This is a genomic window from Corynebacterium sp. HMSC29G08 (genome assembly GCF_001806875.1).
Taxonomy (GTDB): domain Bacteria; phylum Actinomycetota; class Actinomycetes; order Mycobacteriales; family Mycobacteriaceae; genus Corynebacterium.
In genome coordinates, this window is record NZ_KV786257.1 from 1 (window position 1) to 19,544 (window position 19,544).

The 19,544-nt window shown below is 60.5% G+C and carries 22 protein-coding genes; 13 read left to right on the forward strand and 9 right to left on the reverse strand.

The window, feature by feature from the left end; genetic code table 11:
* Positions 1–10: 10 nt before the first annotated feature.
* From HMPREF3101_RS11900 to HMPREF3101_RS07310, 6 genes are read right to left on the reverse strand one after another with little or no spacing between them, the layout of a single operon-like run.
* Positions 11–322: a Fic family protein gene (locus tag HMPREF3101_RS11900; RefSeq protein WP_070463983.1), complete on the reverse strand. Its 312-nt coding sequence runs from the start codon at positions 320–322 to the stop codon at positions 11–13.
* Between the two features lies 1 nt (position 323).
* Positions 324–545: an antitoxin VbhA family protein gene (locus HMPREF3101_RS07290; RefSeq protein ID WP_070463986.1), complete on the reverse strand. Its 222-nt coding sequence runs from the start codon at positions 543–545 to the stop codon at positions 324–326.
* Positions 546–603: 58 nt separating this feature from the next.
* Positions 604–1,431 carry a bifunctional hydroxymethylpyrimidine kinase/phosphomethylpyrimidine kinase gene (gene thiD, locus HMPREF3101_RS07295; protein ID WP_083280143.1) on the reverse strand — a complete coding sequence of 276 codons (828 nt, stop codon included), beginning with the start codon at positions 1,429–1,431 and terminating at the stop codon, positions 604–606.
* Positions 1,432–1,464: 33 nt separating this feature from the next.
* Positions 1,465–3,063: a GTPase family protein gene (locus HMPREF3101_RS07300; protein WP_246816692.1), complete on the reverse strand. Its 1,599-nt coding sequence runs from the start codon at positions 3,061–3,063 to the stop codon at positions 1,465–1,467.
* Positions 3,063–4,976, reverse strand: a complete 1,914-nt coding sequence (locus HMPREF3101_RS07305; RefSeq protein WP_070463987.1) for a GTPase — start codon at positions 4,974–4,976, stop codon at positions 3,063–3,065. Before HMPREF3101_RS07305 ends, HMPREF3101_RS07300 begins: the two co-directional genes overlap by 1 nt.
* A gap of 33 nt (positions 4,977–5,009) precedes the next feature.
* Positions 5,010–5,801 (reverse strand): formate/nitrite transporter family protein, encoded by a 792-nt coding sequence (locus tag HMPREF3101_RS07310; RefSeq protein WP_070463989.1) that lies wholly within the window; start codon positions 5,799–5,801, stop codon positions 5,010–5,012.
* 263 nt (positions 5,802–6,064) lie between these two features.
* On the opposite strand from HMPREF3101_RS07310, the gene rplN reads away from it, so the two are divergent.
* The 3 genes from rplN to rplE are packed head-to-tail and all read left to right on the forward strand — an operon-like array spanning position 6,065 to position 7,331.
* Entirely contained in the window at positions 6,065–6,433 is a 369-nt protein-coding gene (rplN, locus tag HMPREF3101_RS07315) for a 50S ribosomal protein L14 (RefSeq protein ID WP_070463991.1), read from the forward strand.
* Positions 6,434–6,436: 3 nt separating this feature from the next.
* A complete protein-coding gene (gene rplX, locus HMPREF3101_RS07320; RefSeq protein ID WP_070463993.1) occupies positions 6,437–6,751 on the forward strand; it encodes a 50S ribosomal protein L24 in 315 nt (104 codons plus the stop codon).
* A 1-nt stretch (position 6,752) separates the two neighbouring features.
* Positions 6,753–7,331 (forward strand): 50S ribosomal protein L5, encoded by a 579-nt coding sequence (gene rplE / locus HMPREF3101_RS07325; RefSeq protein WP_070463995.1) that lies wholly within the window; start codon positions 6,753–6,755, stop codon positions 7,329–7,331.
* A gap of 66 nt (positions 7,332–7,397) precedes the next feature.
* Here rplE and HMPREF3101_RS07330 read toward each other — a convergent pair whose 3' ends face one another.
* On the reverse strand, positions 7,398–9,542 hold the full coding sequence (locus HMPREF3101_RS07330) for a hypothetical protein (RefSeq protein ID WP_070463997.1): 2,145 nt from the start codon (positions 9,540–9,542) through the stop codon (positions 7,398–7,400).
* A 78-nt stretch (positions 9,543–9,620) separates the two neighbouring features.
* Here HMPREF3101_RS07330 and HMPREF3101_RS07335 point away from each other — a divergent pair, with 78 nt between their 5' ends.
* The 3 genes from HMPREF3101_RS07335 to HMPREF3101_RS07345 all read left to right on the forward strand — a co-directional run bounded on the left by HMPREF3101_RS07335 (position 9,621) and on the right by HMPREF3101_RS07345 (position 13,686).
* Positions 9,621–9,926 (forward strand): hypothetical protein, encoded by a 306-nt coding sequence (locus tag HMPREF3101_RS07335; RefSeq protein ID WP_070463999.1) that lies wholly within the window; start codon positions 9,621–9,623, stop codon positions 9,924–9,926.
* 417 nt (positions 9,927–10,343) lie between these two features.
* Positions 10,344–11,873: an L-lactate MFS transporter gene (locus HMPREF3101_RS07340; protein WP_070464001.1), complete on the forward strand. Its 1,530-nt coding sequence runs from the start codon at positions 10,344–10,346 to the stop codon at positions 11,871–11,873.
* Between the two features lie 271 nt (positions 11,874–12,144).
* Positions 12,145–13,686: an HNH endonuclease signature motif containing protein gene (locus tag HMPREF3101_RS07345; protein WP_070464003.1), complete on the forward strand. Its 1,542-nt coding sequence runs from the start codon at positions 12,145–12,147 to the stop codon at positions 13,684–13,686.
* Here HMPREF3101_RS07345 and fdhD read toward each other — a convergent pair.
* Both fdhD and HMPREF3101_RS07355 read right to left on the reverse strand, forming a co-directional pair.
* The gene (gene fdhD / locus HMPREF3101_RS07350) at positions 13,665–14,492 is read right to left on the reverse strand and encodes a formate dehydrogenase accessory sulfurtransferase FdhD (protein WP_070464005.1); all 828 of its coding nucleotides are present in this window, start codon (positions 14,490–14,492) and stop codon (positions 13,665–13,667) included. The two genes, HMPREF3101_RS07345 and fdhD, sit on opposite strands and share 22 nt — an antisense overlap.
* 3 nt (positions 14,493–14,495) lie before the next feature.
* Entirely contained in the window at positions 14,496–14,765 is a 270-nt protein-coding gene (locus HMPREF3101_RS07355; protein WP_070464007.1) for a DUF6457 domain-containing protein, read from the reverse strand.
* A 200-nt stretch (positions 14,766–14,965) separates the two neighbouring features.
* Here HMPREF3101_RS07355 and HMPREF3101_RS07360 point away from each other — a divergent pair, with 200 nt between their 5' ends.
* The 7 genes from HMPREF3101_RS07360 (at position 14,966) to rplO (ending at position 18,684) form a co-directional block, all read left to right on the forward strand.
* Positions 14,966–15,694, forward strand: coding sequence for a DUF2786 domain-containing protein (locus HMPREF3101_RS07360; protein WP_070464009.1), 729 nt, complete (start codon positions 14,966–14,968; stop codon positions 15,692–15,694).
* A gap of 275 nt (positions 15,695–15,969) precedes the next feature.
* The gene (gene rpsH / locus HMPREF3101_RS07365) at positions 15,970–16,368 is read left to right on the forward strand and encodes a 30S ribosomal protein S8 (protein ID WP_052205370.1); all 399 of its coding nucleotides are present in this window, start codon (positions 15,970–15,972) and stop codon (positions 16,366–16,368) included.
* 18 nt (positions 16,369–16,386) lie between these two features.
* Positions 16,387–16,923, forward strand: a complete 537-nt coding sequence (gene rplF / locus HMPREF3101_RS07370) for a 50S ribosomal protein L6 (RefSeq protein WP_052205369.1) — start codon at positions 16,387–16,389, stop codon at positions 16,921–16,923.
* Positions 16,924–16,925: 2 nt separating this feature from the next.
* Positions 16,926–17,330: a 50S ribosomal protein L18 gene (gene rplR / locus HMPREF3101_RS07375; RefSeq protein WP_070464011.1), complete on the forward strand. Its 405-nt coding sequence runs from the start codon at positions 16,926–16,928 to the stop codon at positions 17,328–17,330.
* 40 nt (positions 17,331–17,370) lie between these two features.
* Entirely contained in the window at positions 17,371–18,000 is a 630-nt protein-coding gene (gene rpsE / locus HMPREF3101_RS07380; protein ID WP_070464013.1) for a 30S ribosomal protein S5, read from the forward strand.
* Positions 18,001–18,005: 5 nt separating this feature from the next.
* Positions 18,006–18,191, forward strand: a complete 186-nt coding sequence (gene rpmD / locus HMPREF3101_RS07385; protein WP_019249595.1) for a 50S ribosomal protein L30 — start codon at positions 18,006–18,008, stop codon at positions 18,189–18,191.
* Between the two features lie 7 nt (positions 18,192–18,198).
* Positions 18,199–18,684 (forward strand): 50S ribosomal protein L15, encoded by a 486-nt coding sequence (rplO, locus tag HMPREF3101_RS07390; RefSeq protein WP_070464015.1) that lies wholly within the window; start codon positions 18,199–18,201, stop codon positions 18,682–18,684.
* Positions 18,685–19,544 lie beyond the last annotated feature (860 nt).

The following is a 19,544-nucleotide window of genomic DNA, read 5'->3' on the forward strand; positions in this document are numbered from 1 at the left end:
TCAGAGGTGTCTACCAAACAGGGGTCAGGTCCATCTGTTTCATTACTCGATCGAGCTCACTGTCGACAAAATCTGCTCGGCACATCGTGATTCCCATGGCGCCAACCTCGGAAGTTCGGAGGCTCCCAGCCCACGGGTAGACATCCTGCATGAGATAGCGGTGGGTCTCCAGCAACGTTGCTCGTGTGAACTTGGTCAGGGATTTGTTCGCTTCGAGCTCGGCGAGGCGTCGTGCAGCAAAAACCCCAGCGAGGTTTTCGAGTTCTAAAGAGTCTGAGATCCCGAAATAGTTCTCCGGCGCTTTGTAGCTGCGCTCGGCCACGTTATGCAGCACCCGCAATTCGACGGCGGAGTTCTATGGCGCGTTGGCTGTCGCCGTAGCCGTTCGCCTCAAGATAATTCAAGATCGATTCGTCAGCTGTGATGTCCCCGCGCAAGATACGCCGAACTTCAGCTTCGGTTTCAGGAGACATCGGTTGACCCGCCATGATCATCGAGGCATTCACGGCGGCAACCTTTTGATCTTCATTACGCGGGTCAATCATGCGAGATAGTTTACCGGCTTGAGCTGGTTGAAGGAAGCTTTGGAATTAGGTAGCGAAACTACAGCAGGCCTGCGAGACGGCGCAGCTGGTGGAAATGGTTGACAGGTCCGTGGCCCTGGCCCACCTTGAGCTCGTCGGCATGCGCGATGGCTTCGTGGAGCCAGTCGGAGGCCCATGCCAATGCCTCGGCGGGGGTGGGGTCGATGGCAACGCGGGTGGCAAATGCCGAAGACAGGGAGCAGCCGGTGCCGTGGGTGTTCTTGGTGTATACACGGGCGACTTCGGCAACCGTGACGTTGCCGTCTGGGGTGACCAGCGCGTTGGAGGCGCAGTCCCCGGTGAGGTGGCCGCCCTTAACCACCACGGTGACGTTGGTGTCGGCTGCAAAGACGCGGCCCTGCTCGATGGCCTCCTCAAACGTCTGGGCAGGCTGTTTGCCGGTGAGTACCGCCAGCTCCGGGATGTTCGGGGTGACAAAGGTGGCGTGGTCGCGCACAAGCTGGCGTAGTGCCTCCTCGGCGTCCGCAGTAAGTAGGCGGTCGCCGGAGGTTGCCACCATCACAGGGTCGAGCACCACGATGTCTACGCGGTTGTCCTTGAGGAAGGAGGAGACGGTGTGGGTCGTTTCAACGTTGCCAAGCATGCCGATCTTGAGGGCATCAACTGCAACATCATCAAACACCGCGGCAAGCTGCGCACGCAGGAAGTCCTGGGGTGGCGTGTGGATTTCGCGCACACCCTGGGTGTTCTGGGCGACCAGGGAAGTAACCACGCACATGCCGTAGCCACCGGCGGCTGCGATTGACTTCAAATCCGCCTGGATACCGGCGCCGCCGGTAGGGTCCGTGCCGGCGATGGAAAGAACGTTAGGGGTTTTGGTTGTCATGGCTTCCGACGCTACCGGATTTTGAAGCAATCCCTACCCAGCGGCAGTGGTGATGGTCTGCGCGAACCTGTCGTAGTCATCGCGGATGCGCTGCAGCGGCTCCACCACCGCTGTTTGCGAGGTTGCCGCGACTTCCTTGGTTAGCGCTTGCCGCGTCTTGCGTTTCACGCGCGCGCCGATGATGCCGCCGAACACCGTGGTGAGCAGCCCGATCAGGATGCCGGTGAGCAGACCGGCGAGGATGAGCAGAGTGGGGATCGGCCAGCCCTCAACATCCGGGACAAGGTCGCCGCCAAGCAGTGGGGTGAGCACGCCAGGCACGAACGCCACGACCAGGTACCAAATCACGCCCACCAGCGCGGCAAGCAAGGCAAGCCACTGGACGACGGCGAGCACGTTCCAGCCTTTCGACGGCTGCGCGGGCAGCTTTGTGCGCGCCGCAGCCTGATCCAGCTCCGAGGGCAAATCTTGAGAGATCTCTTCCGTGCGGTCCGCGATTGCGCTTGCCCAGGCGTTTGGTACGTCGCGCGCGGCGGCCGCGGAGTAATCGCGCAGGCCCTTGTTGGCCACGGCTTTTGACGCCGCATCCAATTCCGGCAGGGAAGTGCGGTGTACGCCTACCGTGTCTGATTCCTCACGCAGGCCCAGCCGCTTCAGCGGGTCCGGCCTGAAGCGGGAAATCCAGCTGGTCAGCAGCCAGCCCGTGCGCTGGTGAAGACGCTTGCGATACGCCGCCGCAGTGGTCTCCGCGATGCGTTGGGCACCAGCGGCCTGCGCCAGGGTCGCATCGAGAGCTTGCTTCGCTTGCTTATCGACGCCACCGGCAACCTTCGCCGGCACCCACTTCCCAGTCACCGCCTGGATATCGGCTGCAATACGCGCAGATTGCGCGTTGTGTGCCTTGGCTACCTTCGCGATTGCTGCCCTTAGGTCCTCAATTCCTTCCCCGGTGCGGGCTGCGGTGGTGATGACGGTGGTGTTCGTGAGGCCGTCGGCAAGCAAAAGCTCCTTGTAGGAATTTGTGACGGTGGGGCGATCATTCGGGTGCAGCAGATCGGCCTTGTTCAAAACGGCGAGAGTGACCTCCGCGTGTGCCGCGTGTGGGCGGATGAACTGGTCATGGATCACGCTGTCGGCGTACTTCTCCGGGTCAGAAACCCACACCAGCACATCCACCTGGCCGGCGAGACGCTCCGCGATCGCACGGTTGGAGGCCTCCACCGAGTCAAAATCCGGCAGGTCAAGCAAGATCAACGGGCCCGCGCCAGGGGCGAAATCGCCGTTGCGCTCGCGTCGGTCCTCAACGCCGAGCCAATCGAGCAGCTCCTCGGAACTCTCCGGGTGCCAAATCGCCGCCAGGGGAGAAGACGTGGTGGGGCGGCGTGCGGCAGCCTTGCCTAGGTCCTCACCAACCACGGCGTTAAACAGGCTGGTCTTCCCCGATCCGGTGGCGCCGAAGAAACCGACCACGGTGTGCTCTGCGGAAAGTGCGCGGCGCTCAGAGCCTGCCTTCGCTACCTGCTTGAGGCGCTGAGTCTGATCCGCAGGCAGATAGGGTGAGGCGATTTCAGCAGCCTCGTTCAGCGCGCTCAGGCGGTCGCCGAGGGAAGCTTTACGTTGGAAAATGCCCATTACTCTGCGCTCCCATCGTTGCGAGACTGCGGGCTGAACGTGCCGCGGAGCTGGTCAAACAGCCCACGGAGTGTGCCGCCTTGGAAGCTTTCGTTGACGTCTTCCTTTGTGGCTGGAAGTGCAGGTTTGTCCGTGTGAGCTGGCGCTGGCGTGAGGATACCGGGGAAGCGCTGGTCAATAGCGGTGCGAGCCTCCATGGCGGCGTTGCGGATGGACTCTGCCGAAGCGCCCTCAAACAGCGGGTCAGTCAACACGTGGTAGCGCTCGCGCTCCGCACGTAGCAGGTGATCCAACCGCTGGTCCAGATCACGGCGGGCATCCGATGCCATCCTGCGCACCGTATCCTCACCGAAGATGGTCTCCAGCAGCTTCTGACCCACCACCGCGGAACCACCGGCGATGCCGATCTCCGCGCCGGTAAGCCCTGCCGTGGTGGAGAAAACCACCAACATCAGCGCGACGGTCAGCATGTTTAAACCAAGCGACATCACGCGGGCACGCTGACGCTTCTCACCCGCGGTGTTCTGAATGCGATCCAAAATCCCGGACTGCCACTCACGGATCAGCTTCGCTGCCTGCTCATTGATGTCCTGGCTTGCGCGCGCAAGCGCCGGGTTAGCGTTCTCCCGCAACTGTGGGGCCATCACGCCGATACGGGACCAGGAGCGGGAAGAGGCGGTATCGGCAGCGTCCACAATCACGGCGTGCAGGCCGGATTCCAGCTCAGTTTCCACTTCGCGCAAGGGGGCAGGCTGGCCAGAAAAGAAGCTGCCCACCTTGTCAACGGTCTGGGAGAACCAACGCTCAAAGCCACGGAACACATCGGAGGTGCCTACCACGTCCTGCCAGCGGTCCATCACCTCGGAGCGGAGCATCTGGCCGTCCGACGTGGCGTCGATAATATGCCGGTGCGCATCCTTATATATGTCGAAGATGGTTGCGTCGAGCTGGTTAGCAAAGTCTTCACGACGCTGCCTTGTCACCACCGCCGCATCCACCTTCGCCAACGCACCCTCAACTGCGCCCGCAACCGTCTTGCCGGCAACTGCGCGCCGGGCGGCGCTATCTTGAGCGAGCTCGTGCAAGTAGGTGTTCAGCGGTGCGACAAGCTCCGCAGGCAGAAACTCATGTGGTGCTTGGGCGGATTGAGCGTCTTGGCTGTTGTTGCCGCTGTTGTTGCCGCTGTTGTTGCTAAGGTCAGCAACAAACGGGACCGTAAACACCGTCGCATCTTCAAGTCCTGCTTCAGCCATCATGCGGCGAAGATCCTGCGGCACGGTTTCGGCCGAGGCTTCGTCGAGACGGTTGAGTACCACCACGACCTCGATGCCGCGGGAGGCCGCGTCGTGCAGGAAGTTCCACACCAGTTGGTCTGCGTAGCGCGCCGGGGTGGTGACAAAGATCCACAGGTCTGCAGCAGCCAACAGCTGGGTGGCAAGGGCACGGTTGCGGTCGTCGATGGAGTCGAAATCCGGGGCGTCCAAAAGCGAAAGCCCTTGCGGCAGATTCGGGGTTTCCACAATGCGCAACGTGGTGGATTGCTCGTTGCCCGCACCGTGGGAGCGGGTCAGTCCAGGCAGGACGCGCGGGGAGTTAAACCACTCAGCATCGCCCGGGTTAGCTACCAGCACCGGCTGGCGGGTGGTCGGGCGGATCACACCCGGATTGGAAACGCGCTCACGCAAAAGCGCGTTGACAAGCGTCGACTTGCCGGATCCGGTGGAGCCGCCAATGACGGCAAGCAACGGAGCATCCAGGTTGGTCAGGCGGGGCAGGATGTAATCGTCGAATTGATTCACCACTGCGCGCGCCTCAGCGGCAGCCTCGTCGGGCAAAGTCGTGGCGGCCAGTGCGTTGCGCAGGCGAGTGACCGCATCAATCGGGTCGATCTGAGGGGTATTCACCTGACCCATTGTTGCAGACGGTGGGGCGATGGTCGTGGGGAACTAGTCCTTGTATTCCGTCTTGGTCAGGTTGAGCCAGCCATAGATGCCGCCCATGATGAGACCACCGCCGATAAAGTTTCCAACCCAAACGATCGCCCAGTGCCGCAGAACATTGTCCAGCGTGTAGCCGGGGATGGCGGCTGGGCCGAACTCAAAACCAGTCAGAGTAGTCAGCACGAAGTTGGCAATCGAGTGCTCATAACTCATGGCTGCGAAAGCCGGGATGATCACAATCACGCCGAGCAGTTTGGCAGTGAAGTCCTTGCCTGCCTGGGCTGAGAGCATGAACGCAATGTTGACCACGATATTGGCCAAGATCGCTTCGATGAAGAGTTTGCCGCTCGGTTTTTCAAGTTTGGACACCATCAGCTGATAAATGAAGCTGTCCGTGGTCACAGCCTCACCGATCGTTGTTGTGGCAATCATGGAGGTAACCAGCACCCCGCCGATCAGGTTGAAGAGGGTGACAAAGCATACGAGGGCAAATCCCTTGCGCAGCGTGTTTTTTCTGTGTACCGCCCCGTAAGTCATAAACATCATGTCGCCGGTGGCTAGCTCGCCCTGGAGCACCACAATGATGTAGAGGGTGGATGCGAAGATCGAGGCGAAGGCATACCGTCCCATGCCGGGCGCGAGCGATTCAATCGTGGTCGCGGTGTTCGCCGCGAACGCCGTCATAATGCCCAGAAACACGCCAGCAAGCATTGCCCTCGTGGCGAAGCGGGCTGGCTCCTGGGTAAACAAATCGAGCTTCTTCTCGATGGACTTCGGTGCTGACACGTGGAAACTCATCGAAGCCAATCTACAAGAGTCTCGCACATAGCGGCATTTCTCGGCGGCGCGATTTGGGGAAATAGGGCAGGACGTGGTTGAATACTCCAGTTGTCTGTTGCTGGTCGGATCCGTCCGAGACCCTTCGGCCAGACTGCGTTCTCCTCGTGTGCGAGGGACGAGCGCACGAGGTTCGTCGATAAGCAAGAGGCTCCAAAAAACATTGACCACGTGCGTACAGGACGGAAATCTGGCGCACATTGACCCAGGTCAGGAGACCAATAGTGATTCAGCAAGAATCGCGCCTGAAGGTCGCCGATAACACGGGTGCACGCGAAATCCTGTGCGTCCGCGTACTCGGCGGATCTGTCAAGCGCTTCGCCGGCATCGGCGATACGATCGTCGCCACCGTGAAGGAAGCAGCCCCTGGCGGCAACGTCAAGGAAGGCGAAATTGTGCGCGCCGTAGTCGTGCGTGCAAAGAAGGAAACCCGTCGCCCGGACGGCTCCTACATCTCCTTCGACGAGAACGCAGCAGTTCTGATCAAGAACGACACCGAGCCCCGCGGTACCCGTATCTTCGGCCCAGTGGCACGTGAGCTGCGCGACAAGAAGTTCATGAAGATTGTTTCTCTCGCTCCGGAGGTGATCTAACCCATGAAGATCAAGAAGGGCGATATGGTGCAGGTCATCGCCGGCAAGGACAAGGGTGCACAGGGCAAGGTCATTGAGGCCTACCCGCAGCGCGACAAGGTCCTTGTTGAGGGTGTCAACCGCATCAAGAAGCACGTGGCTAACTCCTACAACGAGCGCGGCGCAGAGTCCGGCGGCGTTGTATCCCAGGAGGCCCCGATTCACATTTCCAACGTGATGCTGCTCGACTCTGACGGCAAGCCGACCCGCGTTGGCTACCGCTTCGACGAGAACGGCGCCAAGGTCCGCGTGGCCAAGTCGAACGGGAAGGACATCTAGCATGAGCGAGAACTACACTCCGCGTCTGAAGACCCGCTACCAGGACGAGATCCGCACCAAGCTGAATGATGAGTTCTCCTACGAGAACGTCATGCAGATCCCGGGCCTGACCAAGATTGTGGTCAACATGGGTGTCGGCGACGCTGCACGTGACTCCAAGGTCATCAACGGCGCGCTCGAGGACCTGACCGCGATCACCGGCCAGAAGCCGCAGCTGCGTCGCGCAAAGAAGTCCATCGCGAACTTCAAGCTCCGTGAAGGCATGCCGATCGGCGCAAAGGTCACCCTGCGCGGCGACCGTATGTGGGAGTTCCTGGACCGTATGCTGACCGTGGCTCTGCCGCGTATTCGTGACTTCCGTGGCCTCAACGACAAGCAGTTCGACGGCAACGGTAACTACACCTTCGGCCTGTCCGAGCAGACCATGTTCTACGAGATCGACATTGACAAGATCGATCGCACCCGCGGCATGGACATCACCGTTGTAACCACCGCAACGAACGACGAGGAAGGCCGCGCACTGCTGCGCCACCTCGGCTTCCCGTTTGCCGACAAGGACGGCAAGATGCAGCAGGCCTAAGGCTTGAGCTTTTCGCTTGACGACGGCTAACCCCCGCACCCGGTTTCACACCGAGGTCGCGGGGGCTTACGTTATTGGCGCTATGTGCAGGTCGACAAAAGCCTGCTGGGCGTCCCGATCGACAGAGCCGGCATCGCCGGAAAAGTCGGGAAGCCACGGGTCGATCTCGGTGTCTGTGCGGTGCGCGGCTTTCGGAGCGAGCAGGGCAAGCATCGTCGAGTCAGCGCGGTCTTCAGCGGTACGCGCCATCGCGTCCCAATGCCGTTGCTGGCCTTTGCGCGCGAAGATGTACTGGAAGTGCTCCTTGACCACCTCGCGGTTTAAGGGGCAGTCCAGGGTGCGGTGGTCTTGCAGGTACAACTCCAACAACCGGTCAAGGTGGTCTTCGTCCCAGCCGGCGAGGCGGTCAAGGTGCGCGAGCGTGCGGATCCGGACGTTGAAACGCGGTTCCGCGAGATAGAGCTCGACCAAGCGCTGAAATTCTTCGTCGACACCGGCGGTGTCGCCAGCGCCGCCGGTGTCGACGAGAACCGGGATCCACGCATCGATGCCCAGCTTTTCATGGCGGCGTGCGTACTTGTCGGCGAACAGGCGAAGCATAGACAGATCGCGCTCGCAGTCTGCCGTTTCTGCGATGGCGTCCCAGTGCCGCTGCTTCCCTTTAGCTGCAAACAATTGGTGGAAGTATTCCTTGTAGGTCTCCCTGTCACTGTGGTCGCCGAGAGTGCGGTGGTCCAGGTTGTAGAGCTCCAGCATCCGGTCAAGAAATTTTTCCTTACTGCCTACAACTTTTTCCATCGCGAAGAAGATACGATTGCGAAAACGCGAGGTCGGAACCTGCAGGTAGTAGGTCTCGAACGCGTCAAAAAAGCGGCTATGCTTCGCTTTTGTGAATTCCCACACGGTGGCGATGACGCTGTCTTTTTCAAACATGGTGAATTCGGGCAGGCGGAGCACGTCGGCGAATCCGACAGCGTACTGCTCGAGTACGTCATCCGAGAGTGATCCGTGTCGCGTCGGAACGGGCCAGGGCAGCCCTGCTGCCCGCGCGACAATCGAGGCGGTCGTGTCCCATTCGAATCGTGCTTCCTCTGGCACTGTCTCCAACGCCTGCTGTGGGGATACGGCCTCGCCATCCAAGGTGCGCACCCAGGAAGTTATGCCCCGTTCTGCCAACGTGTCGCTGAACGACCTCGCCCGGGAGCTCAGCCAAACGACATCGTCGTAACTTTCGGTTGTGTTGGCTAGGAGATCCCAGTGTCGCTGCGAACCCTCGTTGAAGAACGTGTAGGCAAAGCGTCCCTTCACCACGCCCATGCACGGATCGAGCAGGTACAGCTGGGCCAGCCGGTCAAGGTATTCCTCCCTGCCGCCCGCCATACCTGTTAACTGCTCCAAAAATCGGTGGCGGTGGCTCGGGAAGAGCCGATAATAATTCTCGATCGTGCTAAAGAACCCGTCATGTTCCGGGGTGAAATAGGGGCGGATCGCGTCGAAGAATTCGCTGTCGTTCACGCGGAGCTCGATCACGGTGGGAAGGCCGTCGACATACTGCGCCAAGCGCTCATCGGTGATCGTGGCCTCGCTAGGCGGATTCACATCGTTAACGGGAACCGGCAGCCCAGCGGCGTGGGCGGTGCGGTCTGCGCGCCGGAGGCCGAGCGCGTCGGCCTCCGCAAAGATGCTGGAATCGTCGCGTGGTCTGGAGCGTTCCGCCAGGAATTCACGTCGCGTCATGCCGGGAATCCACGGCTTCACCCATGTGTCCAGCCGCTGTTCGGCGGTGAAGAACTCGGTTTTGAGCGACTCTAAATCCTCCATGTCCGCGCTTTGCGCCATCGCATCCCAATGTCGCTGCGCCCCCTTAGCCGCAAACAAGTGGTGGAAGCACTTAGCAATCGTCTGCTCGCCAGGTTCGGCGCCGATCGTGCGGTGGTCTGCCAAATAGAGCTCCAGCATCCTGCCCAGAAGCGCCTCATCGTGCCCCGCAATCCGCTTTAATGCCAAGAACGCGCGGAGCCGAAAGGGGTAGCGGGGTTCTTTCAAATAGGCCGCCGAAATCGCGTCGAAATGTTCGACGTGGGACTTATTGACGTGTTCGAGCACGGTGTGCATGGCGCCGGTGAGCTCGGTCAGGTCGGAAGAAGTCCGATCAAGTTTTCGCTCCATCTCGCGCACGGCGGACGTGACGGTATCGTCTGGCTCAGTCATGCAGACCACACTATGGCAAGTCGACTATTCCGTTAGGTTCACGTCGACTATTCCGGCAGGTTTAGCCATTTTCGCAGTATGCAGACCTATCGGCCGCGAATCGTGGACCGACTCTTGGACACCTATTTGGCGGCATCCCCTGCCGTGCAATTGGCGGGTGCCCATGCCTCGGGGAAGATCACAACTGGTCTGCAGGCGGCATCCTCGGTGGCTCAAATTGACCGTATGGGAACCGGTATTGACCGGGAGGCTGACGTTGCTGAGCTGTTGGTTGAAGGATATTTGGACAATCTCGCAGAGAACGAGTTCCCCTTCGTGGGTGGGCCACGTAGATCTCCGCAACGGTTCCTGCATTTTGTCCGCGCGTACGCTCGCGCACGTTGACCGCCTCGCCGGTTGGGACGAAGACCACCTTGACCGGTTGTTGGAGTTGTACCTGCAAGACCACCGCACCCTGGACTGCCCCTTAAACCGCGAGGTGGCCAAAGGAGCACTTCCAGTACATCTTCGCGCGCAAGGGCCAGCAACGGCATTCGGACGCCCAGCAGGCTTTTGTCGACCTGCACATAGCGCCAATAACGTAAGCCCCCGCGACCTCGGTGTGAAACCGGGTGCGGGGGTTAGCCGTCGTCAAGCGAAAAGCTCAAGCCTTAGGCCTGCTGCATCCCTTCCTTATAGCTTTGAGCCCCTCTGTCGAGGGGCTTTTTGCTTGTTACTTGCTTGCTTTTGCTTGCCGACGTTCGTGGCGTAGTTTACGATCGCGGCTAGATTGTTGCCCCTGTCACCTTTAGAAGGTTATTTATGTCTTTCTTTTCCCGCAGCGCAATCATCGCGCCAAAGGAGTTTAACCGCTGGCTGATCCCGCCAGCAACACTGGCCATCCACCTGTCCATTGGTCAGGTCTACGCCTTCTCCGTGTTTAAGCGCCCAATGATGGAGCACTTCACCGTGGGTGAGGTTGCCGTCGGCTGGATTTTCTCTCTTGCCATTTTGATGCTCGGTATTTCTTCCGCCCTGTTTGGCACGTGGGTTGAGCGAGTCGGACCGCGCGCGTCCATGGCAGTCTCTGGCGCCCTGTGGGTGGTTGGCTTCTTCGTGGCCACCATCGGCATTATGACGGGCCAGCTCTGGCTTGTTTATGTGGGCTACGGCTTCATTGGCGGTATCGGCTTGGGCATTGGCTATATCTCCCCGGTGTCCACGCTGATGAAGTGGTTCCCTGACCGCCCGGGCCTGGCAACTGGCCTGGCCATCATGGGCTTCGGCGGCGGCGCGCTGATTGCGTCGCCGGTGTCCAACCGCATGATGGAGTTCTTCGGCGGCGGCGCTGAGGTTGCAAACCGTGCAGTTGGCCTGCAGCCGACCTTCCTGACCCTGGCGATTCTCTACCTGGTGGTTATCGCCCTGGGTGCGTACGCGATCCGCCTGCCTCACCCGGACTGGGCCCCGGCCGGCTATGACCCGTCGAAGGCGAAGAAGTCCTCGCTGAAGACTGCGGGCAACGTCTCTGCTGACAACGCGGTCAAGACCCCGCAATTCTGGTTCCTCTGGGTGATCCTGTTCTGCAACATCACCGCTGGCATTGGCATCCTGGAGAACGCTGCGCCGATGATCCAGGACTTCTTCCCGGCAATCACCGCCGGCGCCGCAGCTGGCTTCGTGGGTCTTTTGTCCCTGACTAACATGGGCGGCCGTTTTGTGTGGTCCACGGCGTCTGACATCATCGGCCGCAAGAACATTTACATGGTGTACCTGGGCCTGGGCCTGCTGCTGTACCTGGCACTGGCCACGGCCGGCGCGGCCAACCTGGCAATCTTTGTTATCTGTGCTCTGATCATCCTGTCCTTCTATGGTGGCGGCTTTGCCACAATCCCGGCGTACCTGCGTGACCTCTTCGGCGTCTACCAGGTCGGCGCTATCCACGGCCGTCTGCTCACCGCATGGTCCGCGGCTGGCGTGGCTGGCCCGCTGATTGTCAACATGGTTGTGGAGTCCCAGGCGGCGCGCGGCAATGAGGGTCCGGAGCTGTACAAGCTGTCGCTATTCATCATGTGTGGCCTGCTGGCTGTTGGTTTGATTGCTAACCTGCTGGTCCGCCCGGTTGCTGAGCGCTGGATGGAGGACCCGGAAGTGGTCAAGGCTAAGGCTGATGCTGACCGTCAGTCCGTCCTGGATGCAGAGGCCGAGGCTGAGCGCGACGGCCACTCGAATGGTTACTCCGGTGGCGTCCACGCCACGGTTTCCATGGTGCTGGCACTGTTTATCGGTGCGTCGCTGCTCTACGGCCTGTGGGAGACCATTGTGAAGGCATCTGGCATGTTCATTGGCTAGTTGGCTTCTTGCTTGGCGGTCCGTACGTTGGTGCGGGCCGCTTTTTGTTGCTTGTGTGGGTAACGGGAGTACCCTCTTGGGACTGGTGGGGTTTGATTTTGGGGTCAAAGTGTGATGTTAATCACAGAAAATTTGACAGCGACCTGGGGTTTTGACGGTTTTGAGCCGAAAAATGGGGTTTGGGTGTGGATTTCGTTCTTAAGGTACTAAGCAAAGTTCTTAACGACGCCTAAAACGCCTCAGCCACAAGTACCGGAAAGGAGGGGCGAACATGACAACAGAATTGACGCGGTTGGTGGAAACGCTAGGCTCCGTTCTGCTGCGGATCCGCGACATGTTCGCTGACCCGGACCAGGTGCAGTTTGTGGACGTTTACGAGGACATGGAGCGCCTCGAAGGCTTCATTGCCGCCAAGGGGCTGATCGACGCTTCGTTCGCAGCTATTTGTGAACGCGATGAGGCCGGACGTCTGGTTGGGGCCAAGCACGCCACTGCGTATTTGAAGGAGCGCCTCGGCTGCAGCCCGAAGGATGCGTATGACCGGCTCGCTAGGGGGCGGGATTTGTTTGGGGAGCCGGTGGTTCCAGAGGGAGATGATCTCTTCGGTGCTGCTCCGGGGGCTGGTGGAGTTGACGATGAAGCGGAACAGGAACGGCAGCGCCAGGAGCGGGAGCGCCAGGAGCAGCGTGAGCGCGCACGTAAGGCGCAGCGGGAGGCGCGCCAGCGCGCTGAGAAGATCAATGCCGCCAAGCAGGAGGCGATCCGCCAAGAGCTCGACGAGCTTGTGAAAGAGGCACTCGGGGAGCGTTTGCGTTTGCTCAACGACGCTTTGCGTGAAGCCGACTCCCGCGACGTCGTGGACCTTCGACGCCTAGTCCGCAGCTGGGTGGATCGTGAGAACCGTCGCGCGCGCCGTGGCGGATTAAACCCCAATGTGGGTATGGAACACCGCTCCGTCACGTTTGGCAGGCAGCGTTCGGACGGCAACTATGACGTGCGCATGGTCCTGCCAGCAAGCGATATGGCACTGCTCAAGGCCTACCTGGACAAAGGGTTGGCGCCCAACTCGAATCTGCCGGAAGGTGTGGAAGACTACAGGACGCCGACGCAGCGTCGATACGACCAGTTCGCCCGCATGCTCAGGCATGTGGACCACTGCGACAAGCCCACCTCTGACCGTGGCTGCGCTTCGGTTGTGGTGTCAGTGACGCTTGACCAGCTTGCGGACGCTGACGCGCATACCAAATTCCAAACCAACACCGGCATCGAACTGTCACCCTTCGACCTGGTTCGACTGGGCATGGATGGCACCCCAGACTTCGTCCTTACTATTGACGCCGCAACGTCGACCCCCTTAAACCTCTACCGCACCCACCGCACGGCATCGATCGAGCAACGCATCACCTTGCTTGCAGTCCACGGGGTGTGTGCCTGGGTGGGATGCAATGTGCCGCTGAGTGAAAGCGAAGCGCACCACATCACGTCCTGGATCAGGGGCGGAAATACCGACATAGGAAACCTCGCCCCGCTGTGTAGACACCATCACCGGCGTAACAATGACCAGCAAGACAATAGGTACAACACCAGCCACGTGGAATCGGAACCTGGAACCGGCAGAGTTGGGGTGCGGCGAGACGCTGAAAACGTGCTTGAGTTCAACACCTCAACAGGAGCGCAGCAGGCTGCTGCCGCCAAACTTCGGCGACAGTACCGTGCCCGGGGTGACGTGAGTAGCAGTGATGATTCAGGTGGCGCTGCGGACCCACCGCCCAACCAATCAGAATTTACGGGCTACGCCAACTCGCCGGCGTAGAGATTGAAACGGTCACCACGCGTGAACCCCGCAAGCGCCATGTTCGCTTCGCGTGCGAGTTCAACCGCAAGCGACGAAGCTGCAGAGACCGCCACCAATGCAGGGAAGCCCGCCATAGCGGCCTTTTGCACGAGTTCGAAAGAGGCGCGTGAGCTCATGACGAGGATGAGGTTGTGGGCGGGGAGGGCGTTGTTAAGCAGCAAGTGCCCAATGACCTTATCGGCGGCGTTGTGGCGGCCGATGTCTTCGCGCACAACGATCGGGTTGCCCTCAAGGTCGAAGGCGCCTGCCGCGTGGATGCCGCCAGTTTTGCGGAATTGCTGCTGATGCGCGGCGAGGCGATCGGGTAGGGACATGACTAACTCCGGGTCCAGCTTGATTGGCTGAATTGGGTCGTGGGTGCGGTGCAGGAGCTCTGAGATCGACTGGGTGCCACATACCCCGCAGGCGCTGGTGGTTGGGGTCAGGCGGATGAAATCCGGAGTCAGTGGTTTCGCGCTCGGCGCAAGGTCAATGTCAAGCAGGTTGTACGTGTTGGTGCCCTCAGGGTTTTGGGATCCGGCGCAGTAGCGCGCAGTAATCACATCCTCGGCACGCTTGATCAGGCCTTCGGCGTACAGCCACCCGTGCGCAAGCTCGATATCGTGGCCCGGGGTGCGCATGGTGGTGTTGACGGTTTCCCCGCCCGTGCGAAGCTCTAGCGGCTCCTCGACCGTCACGGTGTCCGCGCGGGTGTCGGTGACAAACCCGCCTTTCGGCCTGCGGGTGACCTTGGTAACTGCGAAGCGGCGATTAATCCTGCTCATGGGTTATTTCTTGTAGTTGTCCACCATGGTGTTGACACGTTCAATGAGGCAGCGGACCTCCTGGATATCCGCACCTTTGGCGCCGGCCGCAAGGCCGACGATGAACGCCGTGGTCGGTGCCGCCGGACGCGAAGGGCCGTTGTGGGCTACTGCGGCGGTGAGATCCAAAATATCGCCGACAAGCGCCTGCACAAGCTGCGGGTCAACGCCCAGCTCCTCAGCAGCGTCACGCAGCCAGGCGTGGGTGGTGTGCAGCGATTCCTTTTCAGCCATGCGACCGACTCTAGACCCGTTTTCTCCCCCCGCAAGCCTTAACCGAGCCGACCAGCGCAAACACTGGTTATCCACAGCTTCGGCGGTGCGGTATCCACAGGCTGCGCGCTTAACTCCTTGGCTGTGCGCAGCCATACCTATATAACTAAATCCACTGCGGCGAAACTGCTGGCAGTGCAACATATATAGAGGGGGTAACCATGCAAAACAACACGGAAAATATTGACAAAATCAAGGACAAGGTGCAGAAGCTGCTGAACCAGGCGGCGGACCGGGAGGGCACACCGGAGGGGGATTCCTTTTACGCCAAAGCGTTTCGACTCATGGCCACCTACGGCTTTGATGAGCGTGATCTGACTTCGCCGGATGAGGGGGACGAGGTGATCCATAAGATCTTCGACATCTCCGGGCCCTACAGCGATATGCAGGCACGCCTGCTGCTGGCCATCTCGGGGGCGCTGCACTGCGTCGGTTTCCTGAGGTCAGTTCCCAACTCCACGCGCGCTGAAAACGTGACCATCTTCGGGCTCAAGCGCCATATTGAGCGCATTGGGATGCTTTATAGCCTGCTCGTTCCAGTCATGTTCGCAGGCGCGAAGCGGCTCACCTCGCAGGAGGCTCGCGGCTCCGTAGTGGTTCGCCGCCGCTCATTTATGACAGGCTTTGCTGCAAAAATCGGGGAGCGCCTCACTGAGGCGGAAGACACGGTGGCCACCAAGGATGGAGGGTATGGGCTTGTGCTTATGGACGACTACCTGGCCGCCCAAGCCGCCCGCGACGACTACGCAGAAGAGCACGGTTTAGTCCTTGGCAGCGGCCGGCGTACCCGCACCTATGACCCCAACGCTTACTACCGGGGTATGGACGCCGGCGCCTTGACTGACCTTGGGCAAACCCGTGTGCAATCGCGCCAGGCGCTCCCTTTCTAGTCTCGGCAAACAGTGGCAGGTGGGATTTGGTTTTCGGGTGTGGTGTCGGGTAAGTTGTTCCGACGGACTAATGTCCGGAAAGATTTTTGCACATCCAACTTTGTTGCAGGCCCCCCGCCGAAATGCGGACCGCGTGCAAGGGTGGCGGCGAGCGCCCCACGTTACTGAGCGTGGGGAGCGTCAAGTAGCCCCCGACAGATCACGCGGAAAACGCGATCATGCTTGCTTGATCAGGTGGGTTAGGGAACCGCAACGAGAAAGGGAACCGGTCTCTTATGACCATGACTGATCCGATCGCGGACATGCTGTCCCGCGTGCGCAACGCTGCACACGCTCAGCATGACACCGTGGCTATGCCGTCCTCCAAGATCAAGGCAAGCATTGCTGAGATCTTGAAGCAGGAAGGCTACATCGAAGACTACAAGGTTGAGGATGAGAAGGTTGGCAAGAAGCTGACCCTCAACCTCAAGTACGGCCCGACCCGTGAGGCTGCCATTGCTGGCCTGCGTCGCGTGTCCAAGCCGGGTCTGCGCGTGTACGCAAAGTCCAACGACCTGCCGCAGGTGCTCGGTGGCCTGGGCGTGGCTATCATCTCCACGTCCCACGGTCTGCTGACTGACCGCCAGGCACAAGAGAAGGGTGTAGGCGGGGAAGTCCTCGCTTACGTCTGGTAAAGGGAGGTTGGAAGACTTATGTCGCGTGTAGGTAAAGAACCCATCGCTATCCCGAACGGCGTTGAGGCGAAGATTGACGGCCAGGCTGTCGAGGTGAAGGGGCCGAAGGGTACCCTGAGCTTGGAGCTGCCGGAGCCGATCACCGCTTCCGTCGAGGACAATCAGATTGTGGTGTCCCGTCCGGATGACCACCGCACCAACCGCGCTCTGCACGGTCTGTCCCGCTCCCTGGTGAACAACCTGGTTGTTGGCGTGACCGAGGGCTACAAGATCAACATGGAGATCTTTGGCGTTGGCTACCGTGTGCAGCAGAAGGGTAAGGACCTTGAGTTCTCCCTCGGCTACTCGCACCCGATCCTGATCGAGGCTCCAGAAGGCGTCTCCTTCGCAGTGGACGGCAACACCAAGTTCTCCATCGAGGGCATTGACAAGCAGCAGGTTGGCCAGATCGCGGCGAACATCCGCCGCCTTCGCAAGGATGATCCTTACAAGGGTAAGGGCATCCGTTACGAGGGTGAGCAGGTCCGTCGCAAGGTCGGAAAGACGGGTAAGTAATCATGAGCAATACTGCAGAGAACACCAAGCGCACCCCGGTGGGCAAGGACATCTCGTCCCGCCGCCGCGAGGCCCGCGCACGTCGCCACTACCGCATCCGCAAGACCCTGCGCGGCACCCCGGAGACCCCGCGTCTCGTTGTGCACCGCTCGTCTCGCCACATCCACGTCCAGGTCATCGACGACCTTGCGGGCCACACCCTGGCTTCCGCATCCTCCATCGAGGCGGACGTGCGCAACCTGGAGGGCGACAAGAAGGAAAAGGCTGCCAAGGTTGGCCAGCTCATTGCTGAGCGCGCCAAGGCTGCGGGCATCGAGGCGATCGTCTTCGACCGTGGCGGCTACAAGTACCACGGCCGCGTCGCAGCACTGGCTGAAGCAGCTCGTGAAGGTGGTCTGAAGTTCTAATGATCACTGCAATCATCACCATCAACGGAAGGATCGCGTAATGGCCGAACGTGAACGGCGTGACGGCGGGCGCTCCGCCGACAACCAGAACAACAACCGCGGAGAGCGTGGTGGCCGCGGCCGCCGCGATGACCGTCGCAACCAGAACGATGATCGCGACAAGTACATTGAGCGCGTCATCACCATCAACCGTGTGGCTAAGACCGTTAAGGGTGGCCGCAACATGTCCTTCACCGCGCTCGTGGTGGTAGGCGACGGCCAGGGCATGGTCGGCGTCGGCTACGGCAAGGCGAAGGAAGTTCCGGCTGCAATCCAGAAGGGTGCTGAGGAGGCTCGTAAGAACTTCTTCCGCGTCCCGATGATTGGCGGCACCATCCCGCACCCGGTACAGGCTGAAGAAGCTGCTGGCATCGTGATGCTGCGCCCGGCTGCTCCGGGTACCGGTGTCATCGCCGGTGGCGCTGTCCGCCCGGTCCTGGAGTGCGCTGGTATCCAGGACATCCTGGCGAAGTCCCTTGGTTCCGACAACGCTCTGAACGTTGTGCAGGCAACCGTTGCAGGCCTGAAGCAGCTCGTGCGCCCTGAAGAGGTTGCAGCGAAGCGCGGCAAGTCTGTCGAGGACGTCGCTCCGGCCCGTATGCTGCGCGCTCGCGCAGGTCAGGAGGCGTAAGAGCAATGGCACTGAAGATTACGTTGCACCACGGCAAGGTGGGCGAGAAGCCGGTTACCCGCAAGAACCTGGAGGCTCTGGGTCTGCGCAAGATCGGCCAGTCTGTTGTTAAGAAGGACAACGCTGCAACCCGCGGCCAGATCCTGAAGGTGCGCCACCTGGTCACCGTCGAAGAAGTAGCAGGGGAGTAGATAGCACATGGCTGACATCATTAAACTCCATGATCTGCGCCCAGCAAAGGGTGCAAACAAGCCGAAGCAGCGCGTCGGCCGTGGTGAAGCTGGCAAGGGCGGCAAGACCGCCGGCCGCGGCACCAAGGGCACCAAGGCACGCAACCAGGTTTCTGCAGCGTTTGAGGGTGGCCAGATGCCGCTTCACATGCGCCTGCCGAAGCTGAAGGGCTTCAAGAACCCGAACCGTGTCGAGTTCCAGGTTGTCAACGTTGCTGACCTGGCAAAGGCATTCCCGGAGGGCGGCCAGATCGCCATTGCAGACATTGTTGCTGCTGGCCTGGTTCGTGCGAAGGAGCCGGTGAAGGTTCTGGGCAACGGCGACATCAACGTCAAGCTGGATGTCACCGCAACAAAGTTCTCCAAGTCTGCGGTTGAGAAGATCGAGGCTGCTGGCGGCTCCGCCACCACCGAGGACTTCCGCCCGCGTTCCGCGCAGAAGAAGGCTGACTAATCTAGCTAGCCTAAAGGCATAGGCCCGGCTGCTGAAGCAATCGCTTTGGCTGGCCGGGTTTTTTGCTTACTCAGCTGTCCGGAAGGGGTGAAGCAGCAAAAACTACGCCACCGCGGCGCTCAGCGCACCTCGCGTGAGGCCGGGTAGTGCTTGATACACCGCCGTGCGGGCGTGTTCCGTGACACCGGCTAGCACCTGTTCGGCAAAATCGAGCTGGGTGGTTGATGGCAAACTGGCGCAGCAGTGCTACGAGGCGCTCATACTCCCGCGCGTTGTGTGCGCCGGCAACAAGGGCTGCGACGTGCGCGATGCAGCTGTTCAACCGTATCCGGCTGGGCGGCGGATCGCTGAAGCATCGCTGTAGCCCCACGCGAGTCTGGCTCCTGCAGGGGCCAATCTTTGAGTAGATCCGGGTTGGCAGTGCGGTGAGCATCTCTGGGGAGGGCTCATCCAGAAACAGTTGGCCAACAATATCTGCGGCAACGCTCAAACGCTGGAACCGTTCCATGCCACTATGCATATCCACGCTAGATTCCCACCCTGTCCATCGCGGCGTAGAACATGAAGCGTCCTGCCAGCTCAGCGACTACCGCAAGCATGTAGGCGAGAATGGTTCAGAACAACGCCGATGCGGTGGGGCGACCTCGCGTGCCGCTGAATGCCAGCAGCAGGCCGACGATGAAGGCGCCGATGAGCAACGCGCGATGCCGATCCAGCGCAGGCAATCGTTAACTAATGGGGTCGGGGAGTCTGTGCGCAGATGGGAGGGAACTTAGTAATTAGGGACCGAGCTGCTAGAGTGGTGGGGTCCAATATGTACGGGTGGGCCTTGGCCTGCGTTTCGGCAGGTGATTCGGTCC

What these genes read in the sequence shown, in the direction of transcription:
- HMPREF3101_RS07290 (WP_070463986.1), bottom strand. Translation starts at nt 545, where the DNA reads ATGATTGACCCGCGTAATGAAGATCAAAAGGTTGCCGCCGTGAATGCC.
- thiD (WP_083280143.1), bottom strand. Translation starts at nt 1,431, where the DNA reads ATGACAACCAAAACCCCTAACGTTCTTTCCATCGCCGGCACGGACCCT.
- HMPREF3101_RS07300 (WP_246816692.1), bottom strand. Translation starts at nt 3,063, where the DNA reads ATGGGCATTTTCCAACGTAAAGCTTCCCTCGGCGACCGCCTGAGCGCG.
- HMPREF3101_RS07305 (WP_070463987.1), bottom strand. Translation starts at nt 4,976, where the DNA reads ATGGGTCAGGTGAATACCCCTCAGATCGACCCGATTGATGCGGTCACT.
- HMPREF3101_RS07310 (WP_070463989.1), bottom strand. Translation starts at nt 5,801, where the DNA reads ATGAGTTTCCACGTGTCAGCACCGAAGTCCATCGAGAAGAAGCTCGAT.
- rplX (WP_070463993.1), top strand. Translation starts at nt 6,437, where the DNA reads ATGAAGATCAAGAAGGGCGATATGGTGCAGGTCATCGCCGGCAAGGAC.
- rplE (WP_070463995.1), top strand. Translation starts at nt 6,753, where the DNA reads ATGAGCGAGAACTACACTCCGCGTCTGAAGACCCGCTACCAGGACGAG.
- HMPREF3101_RS07330 (WP_070463997.1), bottom strand. Translation starts at nt 9,542, where the DNA reads ATGACTGAGCCAGACGATACCGTCACGTCCGCCGTGCGCGAGATGGAG.
- HMPREF3101_RS07335 (WP_070463999.1), top strand. Translation starts at nt 9,621, where the DNA reads ATGCAGACCTATCGGCCGCGAATCGTGGACCGACTCTTGGACACCTAT.
- HMPREF3101_RS07340 (WP_070464001.1), top strand. Translation starts at nt 10,344, where the DNA reads ATGTCTTTCTTTTCCCGCAGCGCAATCATCGCGCCAAAGGAGTTTAAC.
- HMPREF3101_RS07345 (WP_070464003.1), top strand. Translation starts at nt 12,145, where the DNA reads ATGACAACAGAATTGACGCGGTTGGTGGAAACGCTAGGCTCCGTTCTG.
- fdhD (WP_070464005.1), bottom strand. Translation starts at nt 14,492, where the DNA reads ATGAGCAGGATTAATCGCCGCTTCGCAGTTACCAAGGTCACCCGCAGG.
- HMPREF3101_RS07355 (WP_070464007.1), bottom strand. Translation starts at nt 14,765, where the DNA reads ATGGCTGAAAAGGAATCGCTGCACACCACCCACGCCTGGCTGCGTGAC.
- HMPREF3101_RS07360 (WP_070464009.1), top strand. Translation starts at nt 14,966, where the DNA reads ATGCAAAACAACACGGAAAATATTGACAAAATCAAGGACAAGGTGCAG.
- rpsH (WP_052205370.1), top strand. Translation starts at nt 15,970, where the DNA reads ATGACCATGACTGATCCGATCGCGGACATGCTGTCCCGCGTGCGCAAC.
- rplF (WP_052205369.1), top strand. Translation starts at nt 16,387, where the DNA reads ATGTCGCGTGTAGGTAAAGAACCCATCGCTATCCCGAACGGCGTTGAG.
- rplR (WP_070464011.1), top strand. Translation starts at nt 16,926, where the DNA reads ATGAGCAATACTGCAGAGAACACCAAGCGCACCCCGGTGGGCAAGGAC.
- rpsE (WP_070464013.1), top strand. Translation starts at nt 17,371, where the DNA reads ATGGCCGAACGTGAACGGCGTGACGGCGGGCGCTCCGCCGACAACCAG.
- rpmD (WP_019249595.1), top strand. Translation starts at nt 18,006, where the DNA reads ATGGCACTGAAGATTACGTTGCACCACGGCAAGGTGGGCGAGAAGCCG.
- rplO (WP_070464015.1), top strand. Translation starts at nt 18,199, where the DNA reads ATGGCTGACATCATTAAACTCCATGATCTGCGCCCAGCAAAGGGTGCA.